We start from the raw sequence: 14,282 nt of genomic DNA on the forward strand, positions 1-14,282 counted from the left end.
TGTCTGACGCGCATTTTTGATCCACTCCCCCCGTTTGCGCAGTGTGTGTGTCTGATTGGCGACGTTGCCAAAACCCATCGCCCGTGTTTAGGGTGAGGGGATTGATTTCACGTCGCCATTATGGGTTTCACCGGGGTAGAGGGATCGACGCATGACGACGCCAACCGCCCAAGGCTTTTGGATGCCGGGAGAATGGGAACGCCACAGCGGGTGCTGGATGGCGTGGCCCTGCCGCCCGGAAACATGGCCCGAAGGAAGCTTTGACGCCGCGTGCGAGGCGTATGCCGAGGTGGCGCAGGCCATTTCCCGGTTTGAGCCGGTGACGATGGTCTGCGACCCGGCGGACGTGGCCGAAGCCTCGCTGGCCTGCGGGTCGGGCGTGCCGATTCTGCCGCTGCCGATCAACGATTCCTGGGTGCGCGACACCGGCCCCAGCTTTGTCATCGACGGCAAGGGCGGCTTGGCGGGCGTCCATTGGGGGTTCAACGCCTGGGGCGGCAATTACCTCGATTGCGCCAAAGACCGCGACGTCGGTCGTTTGATTCTCGATCACAAACAAATTCCGCGCTTTGCCGCGCCGCTGGTGATGGAAGGCGGGTCCTTCCACGTCGATGGCGAAGGCACGCTGCTGACCACCGAACAATGCCTGCTGAATCCCAACCGCAATCCCGGTCTGAGCAAGGCCGAGATCGAGCGGCATCTGATGGATCATTTGGGCGTGTCGTCGATCATCTGGCTGGGCGAAGGCTACCAGGATGACGAGACGGACGGCCACATCGACGAAATCGCCCTGTTCGTGCGCCCCGGCGTGGTGATGGCGATCACCACCGACGATCCCGGCGACGCTAATTTCAAAGCCTTCCAAGACAATCTGGACCGGCTGAAACGCGCCCGCGACGCCAAGGGGCGGGCGTTGGAGGTCATCCCCGTCCAGCAACCGACCCGCCGCGACGAAAACGGCGCCCGCCTGACCCTGTCTTACACCAACCTCTACATCGCCAACGGTGGCGTCGTGATGCCCGCCTTCGAGGATCCGGCGGACGATGACGCCTTTCGCGCGGTGCGCAAGGCGTTCCCCGACCGCGAGGTCGTGCAGATCAACGCGCTCGACATCGTGCGCGGCGGCGGCGGCATCCACTGCATCACGCAGCAGCAGCCCGCTATCGGCGCATAAGCGCAAAACAAAAGGGCCGCGCCCCGGTCAGGACGCGGCCCTTCGGCGTCGAGGGCGGACCTCTCACGCACAACCACGAGCGCGGGCCACCTTTGACGCCGTTGGCCGACCGAGGGCGTCGCTGATGAACGCCCCCGCTGCGATCAGCCGATCCAGATCCACCCCGGTCTCGATCCCCAGACCGTTCAGCATGTACAGCACATCCTCGCTCGCCACATTGCCCGACGCCCCCTTGGCGTAGGGGCAGCCGCCCAGACCGGCGACGGAGCTGTCCACCACCGCCACGCCCATCGTCAAGGCGGCGTAGAGGTTGGCCAGCGCCTGCCCGTAGGTGTCGTGGAAATGGACGGCGATCTTGTCCATCGGCACGCGCGCGGCCACTGCCGCGATCATCGCCTGCGCCTTGGCCGGGGTGCCGGTTCCGATGGTGTCGCCCAGCGAGATTTCGTAACAGCCCATGGCGTACAGCCGGGCGGCGACCTCGGCGACCGCCGACGGCGCGATCTCTCCCTCATAGGGGCAGCCCAGCACGCAACTGACATAGCCGCGCACCGGAACGCCCGCCGCCTTGGCCTGCTCCATCACCGGGGCGAAACGGTCGAGGCTTTCGGCGATGGAGCAGTTGATGTTCTTTTGGCTGAAGCTTTCCGACGCCGCGCCGAACACAGCCACCTCGTCGGCCTTGGCGGCGAGCGCGCCCTCCAACCCCTTCAGGTTGGGGGTGAGGGCGGCGTAGCGGACGCCGGGCTTGCGGGCGAGACCCGCGAAGACCTCGGCGCTGTCGCCCATCTGGGGAACCCATTTGGGCGACACGAAGCTGCCCGCCTCGATCACGCTCAGACCGGCGTCGGCCAGTTTTTCGACCAGCGCGATCTTGACGGTGGTGGGAACGATGGTCTTTTCGTTTTGCAGGCCGTCGCGCGGGCCAACCTCGACCATGCGGACAAAAGCGGGCAGGGCGGGGCGGGGCAGGGCGGGCAACGTCATGGCTCAGGCCTCCGGGATGTCGAGAACCAGCAGATCGACGCCTTCGGAGACTTGATCGCCCGCCGCGAAATTGACGGCGGAAATCACCCCGGCGGCGGGGGCCTTGATGGTGTGCTCCATCTTCATCGCTTCCAGCAGCATCAGCGGCGTTCCGGCCTCCACGCTCTGGCCGACCTCGACCAGCACGCGCACCACGGTGCCGGGCATCGGCGCGGTCAGACGGCCCGAGCCGCCCTCCTGCTCCGCCGCCCGCGCGCTGGGGTCGTCCAGCTTCAGGCGGGACACGGCGCCGTCGATCAGCACGGTCAGGTCCAAGCCCTGCTGCACCACGGTCGCCCGCACCCGCCGTCCGCCCAGGCTGACGGTCAGCGCGCCATCCTCGTAAGTGACGCCGACCGCCGACAAGGCCGCGCCGCCATCGACGACGACGTCGTAGCCGTCGGTGCGGAAATGCAGCGTCACCGCCCGCGCCGTCTCGCCGTCGATCAGGCTGAGGTCATAGTGGTTTTCCTCGTTCAACCGCCAGCCGTTGGCGAGCAGCCAGGGCGAATGACGGTCGGAGCGGGCGCGCAGGGCGGCTTGCGCCTCGGCCCGGCGGCGCAGCAGCACCGACAGGGCGGCGACCGCCAGAGCCGCGTCGCCCACCGGGGCGGGCGGCGGCAGCAGATCGGCGCGGTGCCGTTCGATGAATCCGGTGTCGATCTCCACCGCCCGGAAGGCCGGATGGGCGGCGATGGCGCCAAGGAAGCTGATGTTGGTGGTGACGCCGACCACCTCATAGGCCGCCAATGCCACGCGCAGGCGGCGCAGGGCGGCGTCGCGGTCCTCGTCCCAGACGATCAGCTTGGCAATCATCGGGTCGTAGAACATCGTCACCGCGTCGCCTTCGCGCACGCCGGTGTCCACCCGGACATGATCGTTTTCGGCGGGCGGGCGCAGGCGGACCAGCGTGCCGATGGCGGGCAGGAACTCGCGCTGCGGATCCTCGGCGTAGAGGCGGGCTTCAAAGGCGTGGCCCTTGCGGGTCAATTGCTCCTGACGCAGCGGCAGTTCCGCCCCGGCGGCGACGCGCAATTGCCATTCGACCAGATCCAGGCCGGTGATCTTCTCCGTCACCGGATGTTCCACCTGAAGGCGGGTGTTCATCTCGATGAAGTAGAAGCCGCCATCCTCATAGAGAAACTCGACGGTGCCGGCGCCGACGTACTTCACCGCCTTGGCGGCGGCGACGGCGGCCTCGCCCATACGGCGGCGCAGATCGTCGGGCAGGTTGGGGGCCGGGGCCTCCTCGATCACCTTCTGGTGGCGGCGCTGGACCGAGCAATCGCGCTCGAACAGATAGACGCCGTTGCCGTGGGTGTCGCAGAAGACCTGAATTTCCACATGGCGCGGGCGGGCGAGGTATTTTTCCAACAGCAAGCTGTCGTCGCCAAAGGCCGCCTTGGCCTCGCGCTGGGCGCCCGCCACCGCGTCGGCCAGCTCCTCGGCGGCGCGAACGACGCGCATGCCCTTGCCGCCGCCGCCCGCCGACGCCTTGACCAGAACCGGGAAGCCGATGCGCGCCGCTTCCGCCGACAGGGTGGCGAAATCCTGCGCCTGCCCGTGATAGCCCGGCACCAGCGGCACGTCGGCGTTGGCCATCAAGCGCTTGGATTCGGCCTTCGACCCCATGACGCGGATGGCGTCGATGGGCGGGCCGATGAAGACGATTCCCGCCGCCGCGCAAGCCGCCGCGAAACCGGCGTTTTCCGACAGGAAGCCGTAGCCGGGATGGATCGCCTGCGCGCCGGTGCGTTTGGCGACCTCCAGGATCACGTCGCCGCGCAGATAGCTTTCGCCGACCGGGGCCGGGCCGATGCACACAGCCTCGTCGGCCATCTGGACATGCATCGCCTTGGCGTCGGCGTCGGAATGGACGGCGACGGTGCGGATGCCCATGCGGCGCGCGGTGCGGATGACCCGGCAGGCGATCTCGCCACGGTTGGCGATGAGGATCGTGTCGAACATGGCGATTTGGGACATGGGATTCTCAGCTCCGCCAGGACGGGTTGCGTTTGTCGAGGAAGGCGCCGACGCCCTCCTTGCCTTCGGCGCTGGCGCGCTGGCGGGCGATGCGTTCGGCGGTGTCGCGGACCACGGCGTCGGTCAGCGGGCGGCGGGCCACCGCGCGGATCAACTCCTTGGCGGCGCTCTGCGCGGTCGGGCCGCAGTCGAGCAGATTCTTGACGGTCTTCTCAACCGCCGCCTCCAGCCCGTCGGCGCTGGTCAACTCGTGCAGCAGGCCCAGCCGGTGGGCCTCAGCCGCCGAAAACCGCTCCCCGGTCAGGAAGAAGCGGCGGCAGGCGCGTTCGCCCATCGCGCCGATGACGTAGGGGCTGATGGCCGCCGGGATGATGCCCAGCTTCACTTCGGTCAGGGCGAAGCTGGCCGTGTCCACACCGATGGCGATGTCGCAGGCCGACACCAGCCCGACGCCGCCGCCAAAGGCCGGACCCTGCACCACCGCCACGGTGGGCTTGGGGCATTCGTCCAGCGTGCGCAGCATGGTCGCCAGCCCCAGCGCGTCGGTCAGGTTTTCCTCGTAGGAATAGCCCGACATCCGCTTCATCCAGGACAGATCGGCCCCGGCGGAAAAGCTTTTGCCGACGCCGCGCAGCAGGACCGCGCGGACCTCCGGGTTTTCGCCGACCTGCCGGAAGGCGTCGGTCAGCCCGGCGATGACGTTCTCGTTGAAGGCGTTGTGAACCTCGCCCCGGTTCATGGTGACGGTGGCGACGCCGTTGGCGGCGATGTCGATAAGGATGTCGGTCATGTCGGCCCCCATCACATGCGGAACACGCCGAAGGGCGTCTTCGGCACCGGCGCGTTGAGGGAAGCCGACAGGCCAAGGCCCAGCACCATGCGCGTGTCCGCCGGGTCGATGATGCCGTCGTCCCACAGCCGGGCGCTGGCGTAATAGGGGTGGCTTTCGCGCTCGAACTTCTGGCGGATCGGGGCCTTCAGCGCCTCCTCATCCTCCGCCGACCAGGGCTTGCCCTGGGCCTCCATCGCGTCGCGCTTGACCTGGGCCAGCACGCCCGCCGCCTGTTCGCCGCCCATCACCGAGATGCGGGCGTTCGGCCACATCCACAGGAAACGCGGGGAATAGGCGCGGCCGCACATGCCGTAATTGCCGGCGCCATAGCTGCCGCCGATGACCACGGTGAATTTCGGCACCTTGGCGCAGGCGACCGCCGTCACCAGCTTCGCGCCGTCCTTGGCGATGCCGCCCGCCTCGTATTTGCGCCCGACCATGAAGCCGGTGATGTTTTGCAGGAACACCAGCGGGATGCGGCGCTGGCAGCACAATTCAATGAAATGCGCGCCCTTCAGCGCGGATTCGCTGAACAGAATGCCGTTGTTGGCGATGATGCCGACCGGATAGCCGTGGATGTGGGCGAAGCCCGTCACCAACGTGGTTCCATAGAGCGGCTTGAACTCGTCAAAGCGCGAGCCGTCGACGACGCGGGCGATCACCTCGCGCACGTCGAACGGCTTGCGGGCGTCGCTGGGGATGACGCCGTAGAGTTCGCTGGGGGTGAACAGCGGCTCTTCCGGTTCGCGCAGATCCAGGTCGATGCGCTTGGAGCGGTTGAGATTCGTCACCACCCGCCGGGCCATCGCCAGGGCGTGCGGGTCGTTCATCGCGTAATGGTCGGTGACGCCCGACGTGCGGGAATGGACGTCGGCGCCGCCCAGATCCTCGGCGCTCACCACCTCGCCGGTCGCGGCCTTGACCAGCGGCGGGCCGCCCAAAAAGATGGTGCCCTGGTTGCGGACGATGATCGCCTCGTCCGACATCGCCGGAACATAGGCGCCGCCCGCCGTGCAGCTTCCCATCACCACGGCGATCTGGGGAATTCCCTCCGCCGACATGGTGGCCTGATTGAAGAAGATGCGGCCGAAATGGTCGCGGTCGGGGAACACCTCGTCCTGGTTGGGCAGATTGGCCCCGCCGCTGTCCACCAGATAGATGCAGGGCAGATTGTTTTGTTGAGCGATTTCCTGGGCGCGCAGGTGCTTTTTGACCGTCAGCGGGTAATAGGTCCCGCCCTTCACCGTCGCGTCGTTGACGACGATCATGCATTCCTGACCGGCGACGCTGCCGATGCCGGTGATGATGCCCGCCGACGGGATGGTCTCGTCATAGACCTCGTGCGCGGCCATCTGCGACAGCTCCAGAAACGGCGACCCGGCGTCGAGCAATTGCCGGATGCGTTCGCGCGGCAGCAGCTTGCCGCGCGCCAGATGCTTGTCGCGGGCCTTGGCGCCGCCGCCCTGCTGGATGGCGGCGACCTTCTGGCGCAGATCGGCGACCAGCGCCGCCATGGCGTCGGCGTTGGTCTGGAATTCGGCGGAGCGCGGGTTGATGGCGCTCTTCAGGACGGTCATGCCGTCGCCCTCCCGTGTGAGAAATGACGGTTTGAGAAATGGCTTATTGGACAAGAGCGCGGCTGATGACCAGCCGTTGGATGTCGCTGGTGCCTTCGTAAATCTGGCAGACGCGCACGTCGCGGTAGATGCGCTCCACCGGGAAATCGTTCAGATAGCCGTAGCCGCCATGCACCTGGATGGCGTCGGAGCAAACCTTTTCCGCCATTTCCGAGGCGAACAGCTTCGCCATCGCCGCTTCCTTCATGCAGGGAACGCCCGCGTCGCGCAAGGACGCGGCGTGCAGCACCAACTGACGCGCCGCCTCGACGCGGGTCGCCATGTCGGCGAGGCGAAAGGCCACCGCCTGATGCTGAATGATCGGCACGCCCATGCTCTGGCGTTCCTGGGCGTAGCGCACCGCGTGGTCCAGCGCCGCCCGCGCCATGCCGACCGATTGGGAGGCGATGCCGATCCGCCCGCCTTCCAGATTGGCCAAGGCGACCTTGTAGCCCGCGCCCTCCGCCCCCAACATCAGGTCCGCCGGAATCCGGCAATCCTCGAACAGGATCTGGCAGGTGTCGGAACAATGCTGACCCAGCTTGTCCTCGGTGCGCGCCACCGTGTAGCCGGGGGTGTCGGTCGGCACGATGAAGGCGGTCAGGCCCTTTTTCCCGGCGTCGGGATCGCTGACGGCGAAGACGATGGCGACGTCGGCGTTGGCGCCCGAGGTGATGAACTGCTTGGTTCCGTTGAGAACCCAATGATCGCCGTCGCGCCGGGCGCGGGTCTTGATCGCCGAGGCGTCGGATCCGGCCTGCGGTTCGGTCAGGCAGAAGGCGCCAAGCTGTTCGCCGCGCGCCATCGGCTTGAGGAAACGCTCCTTCTGCTCCGCCGTGCCGAATTTCAGGATCGGCATGCAGCCGACCGAATTGTGGACGCTCATGATCGTGGAGACCGCGCCGTCCCCGGCGGCGATTTCCTCAATGGCGAGCGCGTAGGCGACATGGTCGGTCGCCGCGCCGTCGAACTCCTCCGGCACCAGCATGCCCAGCAGGCCAAGCGCCCCCATCTCGGCCAATTCGGCCTTGGGAAACGCGCCGCTGCGGTCACGCTCGGCGGCGGTCGGGGCGAGCCGATCCTGCGCAAAGGCGCGGGCCATGTCGCGGACCATGGTCTGTTCTTCGGTCAGGCGCATCGGGTTCCTCCCAGTGTTTTTTTGATCCCTCTCCCGTTCCGGGAGAGGGAGGGGACCCGCGAAGCGGGGAGGGTGAGGGGTGGCCCGAGAGTCCAGAAACCGGATTCCGCCGAACCCCTCACCCTTCCCATGCGGCGCATGGGTCCCTTCCCTCTCCCAAAGGGAGAGGGCGAGATCTCAAACCCGTTCGACGGCGATCGCGGTGGCTTCGCCGCCGCCGATGCACAAGGAAGCCACGCCGCGCTTGAGGTCGTATTTCTCCAGCGCCGCCAGCAGCGTCACGATGATCCGCGCGCCCGACGCGCCGATGGGGTGGCCCAGCGCGCAGGCGCCGCCATGGACGTTCACCTTGTCGTGCGGCAGATCCAGATCGCGCATCGCCGCCATGGTGACGACGGCGAAGGCCTCGTTGATCTCGAACAGATCGACCGACCCGGCGGACCAGCCAACCTTGTCGAACAGCGTCTTCATCGCGCCGACCGGGGCGGTGGTGAACAGGGCCGGGGCCTGGGCGTGGTTGGCGTGGCCCTTGATCTCGGCCAGCACGCGCAGGCCGCGCTTGTCGGCCTCGCTGCGGGTGGTGACGATCAGCGCCGCGCCGCCGTCGGAGATGGAGGAGGCGTTGGCCGCCGTCACCGTGCCGTCCTTGGCGAAGGCGGGCTTCAGAGTCGGGATCTTGGCCGGATCGGCCTTCAGCGGCTGCTCGTCCTGGCTGACGATCACATCCCCCTTGCGGCCCTTGACCGTCACCGGGGTGATTTCACCGGCGAAGAAGCCGCCCTCCACCGCCTTGCGGGCGCGGTTCAGGCTTTCAATCGCGAAGGCGTCCTGCGCCTCGCGGGTGAAATTGTAGCTGCCCGCGCATTCCTCGGCGAAGGTTCCCATCAGACGGCCCTTGTCATAGGCGTCCTCCAGACCGTCGAGGAACATGTGGTCCAACACCTTGCCATGGCCCATGCGGTAGCCGCCGCGCGCCCGGTCCAGCAGATAGGGGGCGTTGGTCATGCTCTCCATGCCGCCCGCGACCACCACCTTGGCCGACCCGGCCTTGATGACGTCATGGGCGAACATCACCGCCCGCATCCCCGACCCGCAGACCTTGGAAATGGTGGTGCAGCCCGCCGCCTTGGGGATGCCCGCCCCCAGCGACGCCTGACGCGCCGGGGCCTGGCCGACGCCCGCCGACAGCACGCAGCCCATGAACACCTCGTCCACCGCCTCAGGAGGCAGGCCGGAGCGTTCCAGCGCCGCCTTGATGGCGGCGGCGCCCAATTGCGGGCCGGTCAGCCCTTGCAAATCACCCTGAAACCCGCCCAGCGGCGTGCGGGCGGCGGCGGCGATGACGATGCTGTCGGTGGTCATGCTGGTGGTCCCTTTTCCCTCGATGCTTCGCTTTGGCTTCGTGGTTGAACGCGCTTACGCGGTTTCCTTGAACAGCTCGCGCCCGATCAGCATACGGCGGATTTCGCTGGTGCCCGCGCCGATTTCATAGAGCTTGGCGTCGCGCAGCAGGCGGCCCGTCGGGTATTCGTTGATGTAGCCGTTGCCGCCCAGCGTTTGGATCGCTTCCAGCGCCATCCAGGTGGCCTTTTCCGCCGAGAAGAGGATGGCGGCGGCGGCGTCCTTGCGGGTGGTCTCGCCCCGGTCGCAGGCCTTGGCCACGGTGTAGACGTAGGATTTGGCGGCGTTCATGATCGTGTACATGTCGGCCAGCTTGCCTTGCATCAACTGGAACTCGCCGATGGCTTGGCCGAACTGCTTGCGGTCATGCAGATACGGAATGACGATGTCCATGCAGGCTTGCATGATGCCCAGCGGCCCGCCCGACAGAACCGCGCGTTCGTAATCCAGGCCCGACATCAGCACATTCACGCCGCGCCCGACGCCGCCCAGGATGTTCTCCTCCGGCACTTCGCAATCCTCGAACACCAATTCGCCGGTGTTGGAGCCGCGCATGCCCAGCTTGTCGAGCTTCTGCGCCACCGAAAAGCCCTTGAAGGTCTTTTCCACCAGGAAGGCGGTGATGCCGCGCGGCCCGGCGGCGATGTCGGTCTTGGCGTAGATCACCAGCGTGTCGGCGTCCGGGCCGTTGGTGATCCACATCTTGGTGCCGTTCAGGACGTAGCGGTCGCCCTTTTTCTCGGCGCGCAGCTTCATCGACACCACGTCCGACCCGGCGTTCGGCTCCGACATCGCCAGGGCGCCGATGTGTTCGCCGGAAATCAGCTTGGGCAGATAGCGGCGCTTCTGCTCTTCGGTGCCGTTCTTGCGGATCTGGTTGACGCAGAGGTTGGAGTGCGCGCCGTAGCTGAGGCCCACCGACGCCGACGCGCGGGAGACCTCCTCCATCGCGACGACATGCTCCAGATAACCCATGGCGGCGCCGCCATACTCCTCGTCCACGGTCACGCCGAGGATGCCGAGGTCGCCCATCTTGCGCCACAGATGGTTGGGGAATTCGTTGGAGCGGTCGATCTCGGCGGCCAGCGGAGCGATTTCGGCGGCGGCGAAGTTCCGCACCGATTCACGCAGCATGTCGGCGGTTTCGCCAAGGTCGAAATTCAGGCTGGGGTACTGGTTGGACAGCATGGGCGTATCGCTCCCCTCAACAATCATCCGTTCGTTGACCATACGTTACCGTATGGCGATGCGTGTGGCAAGAGGCGACGGATTGCAGCCGCCGCAAATCTGCTGGTCGTATGGGGGAGTTGTTGCGGATTGCCCCCTCCCTAGCCCTCCCCCGCTGTTAAGCGGGAGAGGGGACTGCCGCCGCCCTTCCTCAAGGCCCCCTCTCCCGCGTGAGCGGGGGAGGGGCGGGGAGGGGGCGAGACTGAAGCGTTCGATCACCCCCGCGCGTCGTCGATCACCTTGCCGTCGTTCGGCAACCCGCCCGGCGCGACGAACTCGACGACGCCCTTCAGTTTGGTGATGGCGGTCAGGCTGTCGCGGATCGCGGCGGCCAGCGCCTCGCCGGACTCCGCCGCTTCGCAGCGCAGGGTCATGGTGTCGCTGGCGTCCTGCCGCCCGACGACCAGCCGAGCCTTGCCCACTTGCGGATGGCGGCGCAGCACGTCGGCGATCTGGGACGGGTGGACGAACATGCCCTTGATCTTGGTGGTCTGGTCGGCGCGGCCCATCCAGCCCTTCAGCCGCATGTTGGTGCGACCGCAGGGGCTGGTTCCGGGCAGAACCGCCGACAGATCGCCGGTGGCGAAGCGGATCAGCGGATAGGCCGGGTTGAAGATGGTGACGACCACCTCGCCGACCTCGCCCTCGGCCACCGGATCGCCGGTGCCGGGGCGGACGATTTCAATGATGGCGCCCTCATCCACCACCAGACCGGCGCGGGCCGGGGTCTCATAGGCGACGATGCCGAGATCGGCGGTGCCATAGCTCTGATAGACGTCCACCCCGCGCGCCTCGTAGAAGGCCCGCGCGTCGGGCAGATAGGGGCCGCCCGACACGTTGCCGATGCGGATCGAGGAGCCATCCAGCCCCAGCGCGTCGGCCTTTTCCAGAATGATCTTCAGGAAATCCGGCGTGCCGATGTAGCCCCTGGGCTTGAGATGGGCGATCACCTGGGCTTGGGTTTCGGTGTTGCCGGTGCCCGCTGGGATGACGGCGCAGCCGATGGCGTGGGCGCCCGTCTCGAACATCGACCCGGCGGGGGTCAGGTGATAGGCGAAGCAATTGTGCGCCAAATCGCCCGCCCGGAAGCCCGAGGCGAATAGCGCCCGCGCGCTGCGCCAGGGATCCTTGCCATGCGGTTCCGGGTCGTGGATCGGGCCGGGGGAGGCGAAGACGCGGGCCAGCCGCCCAATCTCCACCGCCGCCAGACCGCCAAAGGGCGGGGCCGCCTGTTGCAGGGCGATCAGGTCCGATTTGCGCGTGACCGGCAGGGACGCCAGCGCGGCGCGGTCGCGGATCGCGGCGGGATCGACCTCGGCCAGAATCCGGGTGAAGTGCGGCGCGGCGGCCTTGGCGTGGGCGAGATGGGCGGGCAGGGCCGCGAACAGCGCGGCCTCGCGCTGGTCGGAGGAACGCGTTTCGAGGTCGTCGTAGAAATCGGTCATGGTCGTTCGTCCGTTCAGGGGTCGCCCGCGTTGCCCCCTCCCCGGCCCTCCCCCGCCGAATGGCGGGAGAGGGGGATCGGAGTCGTGTCAGAAGAATGCGGCGTCGATTCCCTCTCCCGCGTCAGCAGGGGAGGGTTAGGGAGGGGGCAGGCGCAAGAACGCCCCCGCCCCGTTCAAATCCAGCGCTTGCGCCGCTTGAAGCTCTTGAGATTCTTGAAGCTCTTGCGCTCTTCGTTGCCGCCGCCGAGGTAGAATTCCTTCACATCCTCGTTGTTGCGCAGCTCTTCGGCGGTGCCGTCCAGCACAACCTTGCCGTTTTCCATGATGTAGCCGCGCGTCGCCGCTTGCAGCGCCATGCGGGCGTTCTGCTCCACCAGCAGGATGGTGACGCCCAGATCCTTGTTGATCTGCTGGATGATGCTGAACACCTCCTTCACCATCAGCGGCGACAGGCCCATGCTCGGCTCGTCCATCAAAATCAGCTTGGGGCGGGCCATCATGGCGCGGCCAATCGCCAGCATCTGTTGCTCGCCGCCCGACAGATAACCGGCAAGTCCGGTGCGTTCCTTCAGGCGGGGGAAATACTGATAGACCATCTCCAGATCATCCTTCACGCCGTTGTCGCGGCGGGTGAAGGCGCCCAGGCGCAAATTTTCCTGACAGGTCATGTCGGAAATGATGCGGCGGCCCTCCATCACCTGGAAGATGCCCTTGCGGACGATCTTGTCCGGGTCGATGCCGTTGATGCGTTCCCCGGCGAAGGTGATGTCGCCGCGCGTGACCTCGCCGTCTTCCGTCTTCAGCAGGCCGGAAATCGCCTTCAGCGTCGTCGATTTCCCGGCCCCGTTGGCGCCCAGCAGGGCGACGATTTCCCCCTCCGGCACCTCAAGGCTCAGCCCGCGCAGGACGAGGATGACGTCGTTGTAGACGACTTCGATGTTGTTGACGGACAGCATCAGCCGCTTGGGGGCGACGATAGGGGCGCCCGCGACGGGCGGCACGGTGGAATCGGCCGTGGCGGTGTTCAGCATGCGGCACCTGACGAGGGGAAATAGGCGGGAACCCCCCTTCCGCCATCGCGGACGGAAGGGGGATGGTCAGAGCGGGCTTACCAGCCGAGCCATTCCGGCTTGCGCGGCACGTCCACGGTGGAGATCTTCTCCAGCTTGATCGCGCCGGACTTGACCAGATCGGCGACGCTGGCCCCGGTGTCCGCCGCGACCGAGGCGCGGTAGATGTTGACCGCCGTCATGCCGCGATGATCGGTGTCCGTCCAGGTCGAGGGGATGCAAACGCCCTCAAGCCCGGCGGGAACCCAATCCTTCTTCTGGTACATCGCCTTGCGGATGTTCGGGCCGGTGACGCCGCCGTTCTTGGCGGCCCAGTCCATCGCTTCCTTCATGTAAAAGGCGGTGCAGACGCCCGCCATGTAATGCACCGGGCGGTAGGCGGTTCCGGCGGCGTCGGAGATCTTGGAGATCTCCTTCATCATCGCCATGCCGGGCGCGCTGCCCGCCCAGGTGACGGCGGTGCGCAGCGGGAACACCACGCCGTCGGCGGCGGCGCCGGCGGCCTTGGCGGCGTTTTCGTCCATGCCCCAGACGTTGCCCATGAACTGAACCTTGGCGCCGACCGTCTGGCAGGCCTTCAGCACCGAGATGTTCGACCCGGCGGTGTTGCCGAGATAGGCGTAATTGACGCCGGATTCCTTCAGCGTCAGACATTGGGCGGTGTAGTCGCCCGGCGTCAGCGCGAACTGGACCGCCGGAAGCACGTCAAAGCCAAGCTCCTTGGCGAGCTGCTCGCCCGCGTCCTTCGGCGCGTTGGGGTAGGGGTGGTTGGCCCCCATATGGACGTATTTCGGTTTGCCCGAACCGCCCTTCTTCTTCCAATCCTCCGCCGCCCAGGTCAGCATGCCGCGCAGGCTGTCGGAGTAGGACGGGCCGTAGAAGAAATTGTAGGGGGCGGGCTTCGAGCCGTGCGTGCCCTTGCCCGTCGGGTCGGTCAGATGGCCGGAGTAGGAGCCGGAATAGGCCGGGATCTCATCCTTGCCGACGAAGGCGGTGAGCGCCTCGGTGTCCGCCGTGCCCCAGCCCTGGAGCGCGGCGATCTTGTCGCTGCCCGACGACCATTTCTTGTACTGGCTGATGGCGCGCGGGGCCTGATAGCCGTAATCGACCGAATCCACAGCCAGCTTGACGCCGTTCACGCCGCCCTTGCTGTTGATGTAGGCCAGCGCGTCGGACACGCCCTGCGCGTAGGGAACGCCCACGTCCGACGTGCCGCCGGACTGGTCGGCGAGATGGCCGACCGGAATGTCGGCGCTGGCCGTGACGGTGGTCGCCAGCAGCATGGCGGCGGAGGCGAACAGCGCGGTTTTGATGCTCATCCTGCGTTACTCCCTAGATGGTTTTGTTCGTTGCAAGCGCTGGATCGGAAC

At 66.9% G+C, this 14,282-nt stretch carries 11 protein-coding genes; 1 reads left to right on the plus strand and 10 read right to left on the minus strand.

Features of this window, described 5'->3' with window-relative positions; genetic code table 11:
* Positions 1-151 precede the first annotated feature (151 nt).
* The gene (locus tag D3877_RS25725) at positions 152-1,174 is read left to right on the plus strand and encodes an agmatine deiminase family protein (RefSeq protein ID WP_119833671.1); all 1,023 of its coding nucleotides are present in this window, start codon (positions 152-154) and stop codon (positions 1,172-1,174) included.
* Between the two features lie 63 nt (positions 1,175-1,237).
* Here the strand turns inward: D3877_RS25725 and D3877_RS25730 are convergent, their stop codons facing one another.
* The 10 genes from D3877_RS25730 to D3877_RS25775 all read right to left on the minus strand — a co-directional run bounded on the left by D3877_RS25730 (position 1,238) and on the right by D3877_RS25775 (position 14,231).
* Complete coding sequence (locus D3877_RS25730; RefSeq protein WP_119833672.1) at positions 1,238-2,161, minus strand: hydroxymethylglutaryl-CoA lyase; 924 nt, start codon at positions 2,159-2,161, stop codon at positions 1,238-1,240.
* A gap of 3 nt (positions 2,162-2,164) precedes the next feature.
* Positions 2,165-4,168 carry an acetyl/propionyl/methylcrotonyl-CoA carboxylase subunit alpha gene (locus D3877_RS25735; protein ID WP_119834029.1) on the minus strand — a complete coding sequence of 668 codons (2,004 nt, stop codon included), beginning with the start codon at positions 4,166-4,168 and terminating at the stop codon, positions 2,165-2,167.
* Between the two features lie 22 nt (positions 4,169-4,190).
* The gene (locus D3877_RS25740) at positions 4,191-4,973 is read right to left on the minus strand and encodes an enoyl-CoA hydratase/isomerase family protein (RefSeq protein WP_119834030.1); all 783 of its coding nucleotides are present in this window, start codon (positions 4,971-4,973) and stop codon (positions 4,191-4,193) included.
* A gap of 11 nt (positions 4,974-4,984) precedes the next feature.
* The gene (locus D3877_RS25745; RefSeq protein ID WP_119833673.1) at positions 4,985-6,592 is read right to left on the minus strand and encodes a carboxyl transferase domain-containing protein; all 1,608 of its coding nucleotides are present in this window, start codon (positions 6,590-6,592) and stop codon (positions 4,985-4,987) included.
* Between the two features lie 43 nt (positions 6,593-6,635).
* Positions 6,636-7,769 carry an acyl-CoA dehydrogenase gene (locus D3877_RS25750; RefSeq protein WP_119833674.1) on the minus strand — a complete coding sequence of 378 codons (1,134 nt, stop codon included), beginning with the start codon at positions 7,767-7,769 and terminating at the stop codon, positions 6,636-6,638.
* Positions 7,770-7,946: 177 nt separating this feature from the next.
* The gene (locus D3877_RS25755) at positions 7,947-9,131 is read right to left on the minus strand and encodes an acetyl-CoA C-acyltransferase (protein WP_119833675.1); all 1,185 of its coding nucleotides are present in this window, start codon (positions 9,129-9,131) and stop codon (positions 7,947-7,949) included.
* A 54-nt stretch (positions 9,132-9,185) separates the two neighbouring features.
* Positions 9,186-10,358, minus strand: a complete 1,173-nt coding sequence (locus D3877_RS25760; RefSeq protein ID WP_119833676.1) for an isovaleryl-CoA dehydrogenase — start codon at positions 10,356-10,358, stop codon at positions 9,186-9,188.
* Between the two features lie 254 nt (positions 10,359-10,612).
* The gene (locus tag D3877_RS25765) at positions 10,613-11,842 is read right to left on the minus strand and encodes a phenylacetate--CoA ligase family protein (RefSeq protein WP_119833677.1); all 1,230 of its coding nucleotides are present in this window, start codon (positions 11,840-11,842) and stop codon (positions 10,613-10,615) included.
* A 173-nt stretch (positions 11,843-12,015) separates the two neighbouring features.
* Entirely contained in the window at positions 12,016-12,798 is a 783-nt protein-coding gene (locus D3877_RS25770) for an ABC transporter ATP-binding protein (protein WP_119834031.1), read from the minus strand.
* Between the two features lie 152 nt (positions 12,799-12,950).
* On the minus strand, positions 12,951-14,231 hold the full coding sequence (locus tag D3877_RS25775) for an ABC transporter substrate-binding protein (protein WP_119833678.1): 1,281 nt from the start codon (positions 14,229-14,231) through the stop codon (positions 12,951-12,953).
* Positions 14,232-14,282: the final 51 nt, after the last annotated feature.

The sequence above is a fragment of the Azospirillum cavernae genome, assembly GCF_003590795.1.
Lineage (GTDB): Bacteria > Pseudomonadota > Alphaproteobacteria > Azospirillales > Azospirillaceae > Azospirillum > Azospirillum cavernae.

Bases quoted from the DNA above. Each gene is read 5' to 3' on its own strand.
- D3877_RS25725 (WP_119833671.1), top strand. From the start codon at position 152: ATGACGACGCCAACCGCCCAAGGCTTTTGGATGCCGGGAGAATGGGAA.
- D3877_RS25730 (WP_119833672.1), bottom strand. From the start codon at position 2,161: ATGACGTTGCCCGCCCTGCCCCGCCCCGCCCTGCCCGCTTTTGTCCGC.
- D3877_RS25735 (WP_119834029.1), bottom strand. From the start codon at position 4,168: ATGTTCGACACGATCCTCATCGCCAACCGTGGCGAGATCGCCTGCCGG.
- D3877_RS25740 (WP_119834030.1), bottom strand. From the start codon at position 4,973: ATGACCGACATCCTTATCGACATCGCCGCCAACGGCGTCGCCACCGTC.
- D3877_RS25745 (WP_119833673.1), bottom strand. From the start codon at position 6,592: ATGACCGTCCTGAAGAGCGCCATCAACCCGCGCTCCGCCGAATTCCAG.
- D3877_RS25750 (WP_119833674.1), bottom strand. From the start codon at position 7,769: ATGCGCCTGACCGAAGAACAGACCATGGTCCGCGACATGGCCCGCGCC.
- D3877_RS25755 (WP_119833675.1), bottom strand. From the start codon at position 9,131: ATGACCACCGACAGCATCGTCATCGCCGCCGCCGCCCGCACGCCGCTG.
- D3877_RS25760 (WP_119833676.1), bottom strand. From the start codon at position 10,358: ATGCTGTCCAACCAGTACCCCAGCCTGAATTTCGACCTTGGCGAAACC.
- D3877_RS25765 (WP_119833677.1), bottom strand. From the start codon at position 11,842: ATGACCGATTTCTACGACGACCTCGAAACGCGTTCCTCCGACCAGCGC.
- D3877_RS25770 (WP_119834031.1), bottom strand. From the start codon at position 12,798: ATGCTGTCCGTCAACAACATCGAAGTCGTCTACAACGACGTCATCCTC.
- D3877_RS25775 (WP_119833678.1), bottom strand. From the start codon at position 14,231: ATGAGCATCAAAACCGCGCTGTTCGCCTCCGCCGCCATGCTGCTGGCG.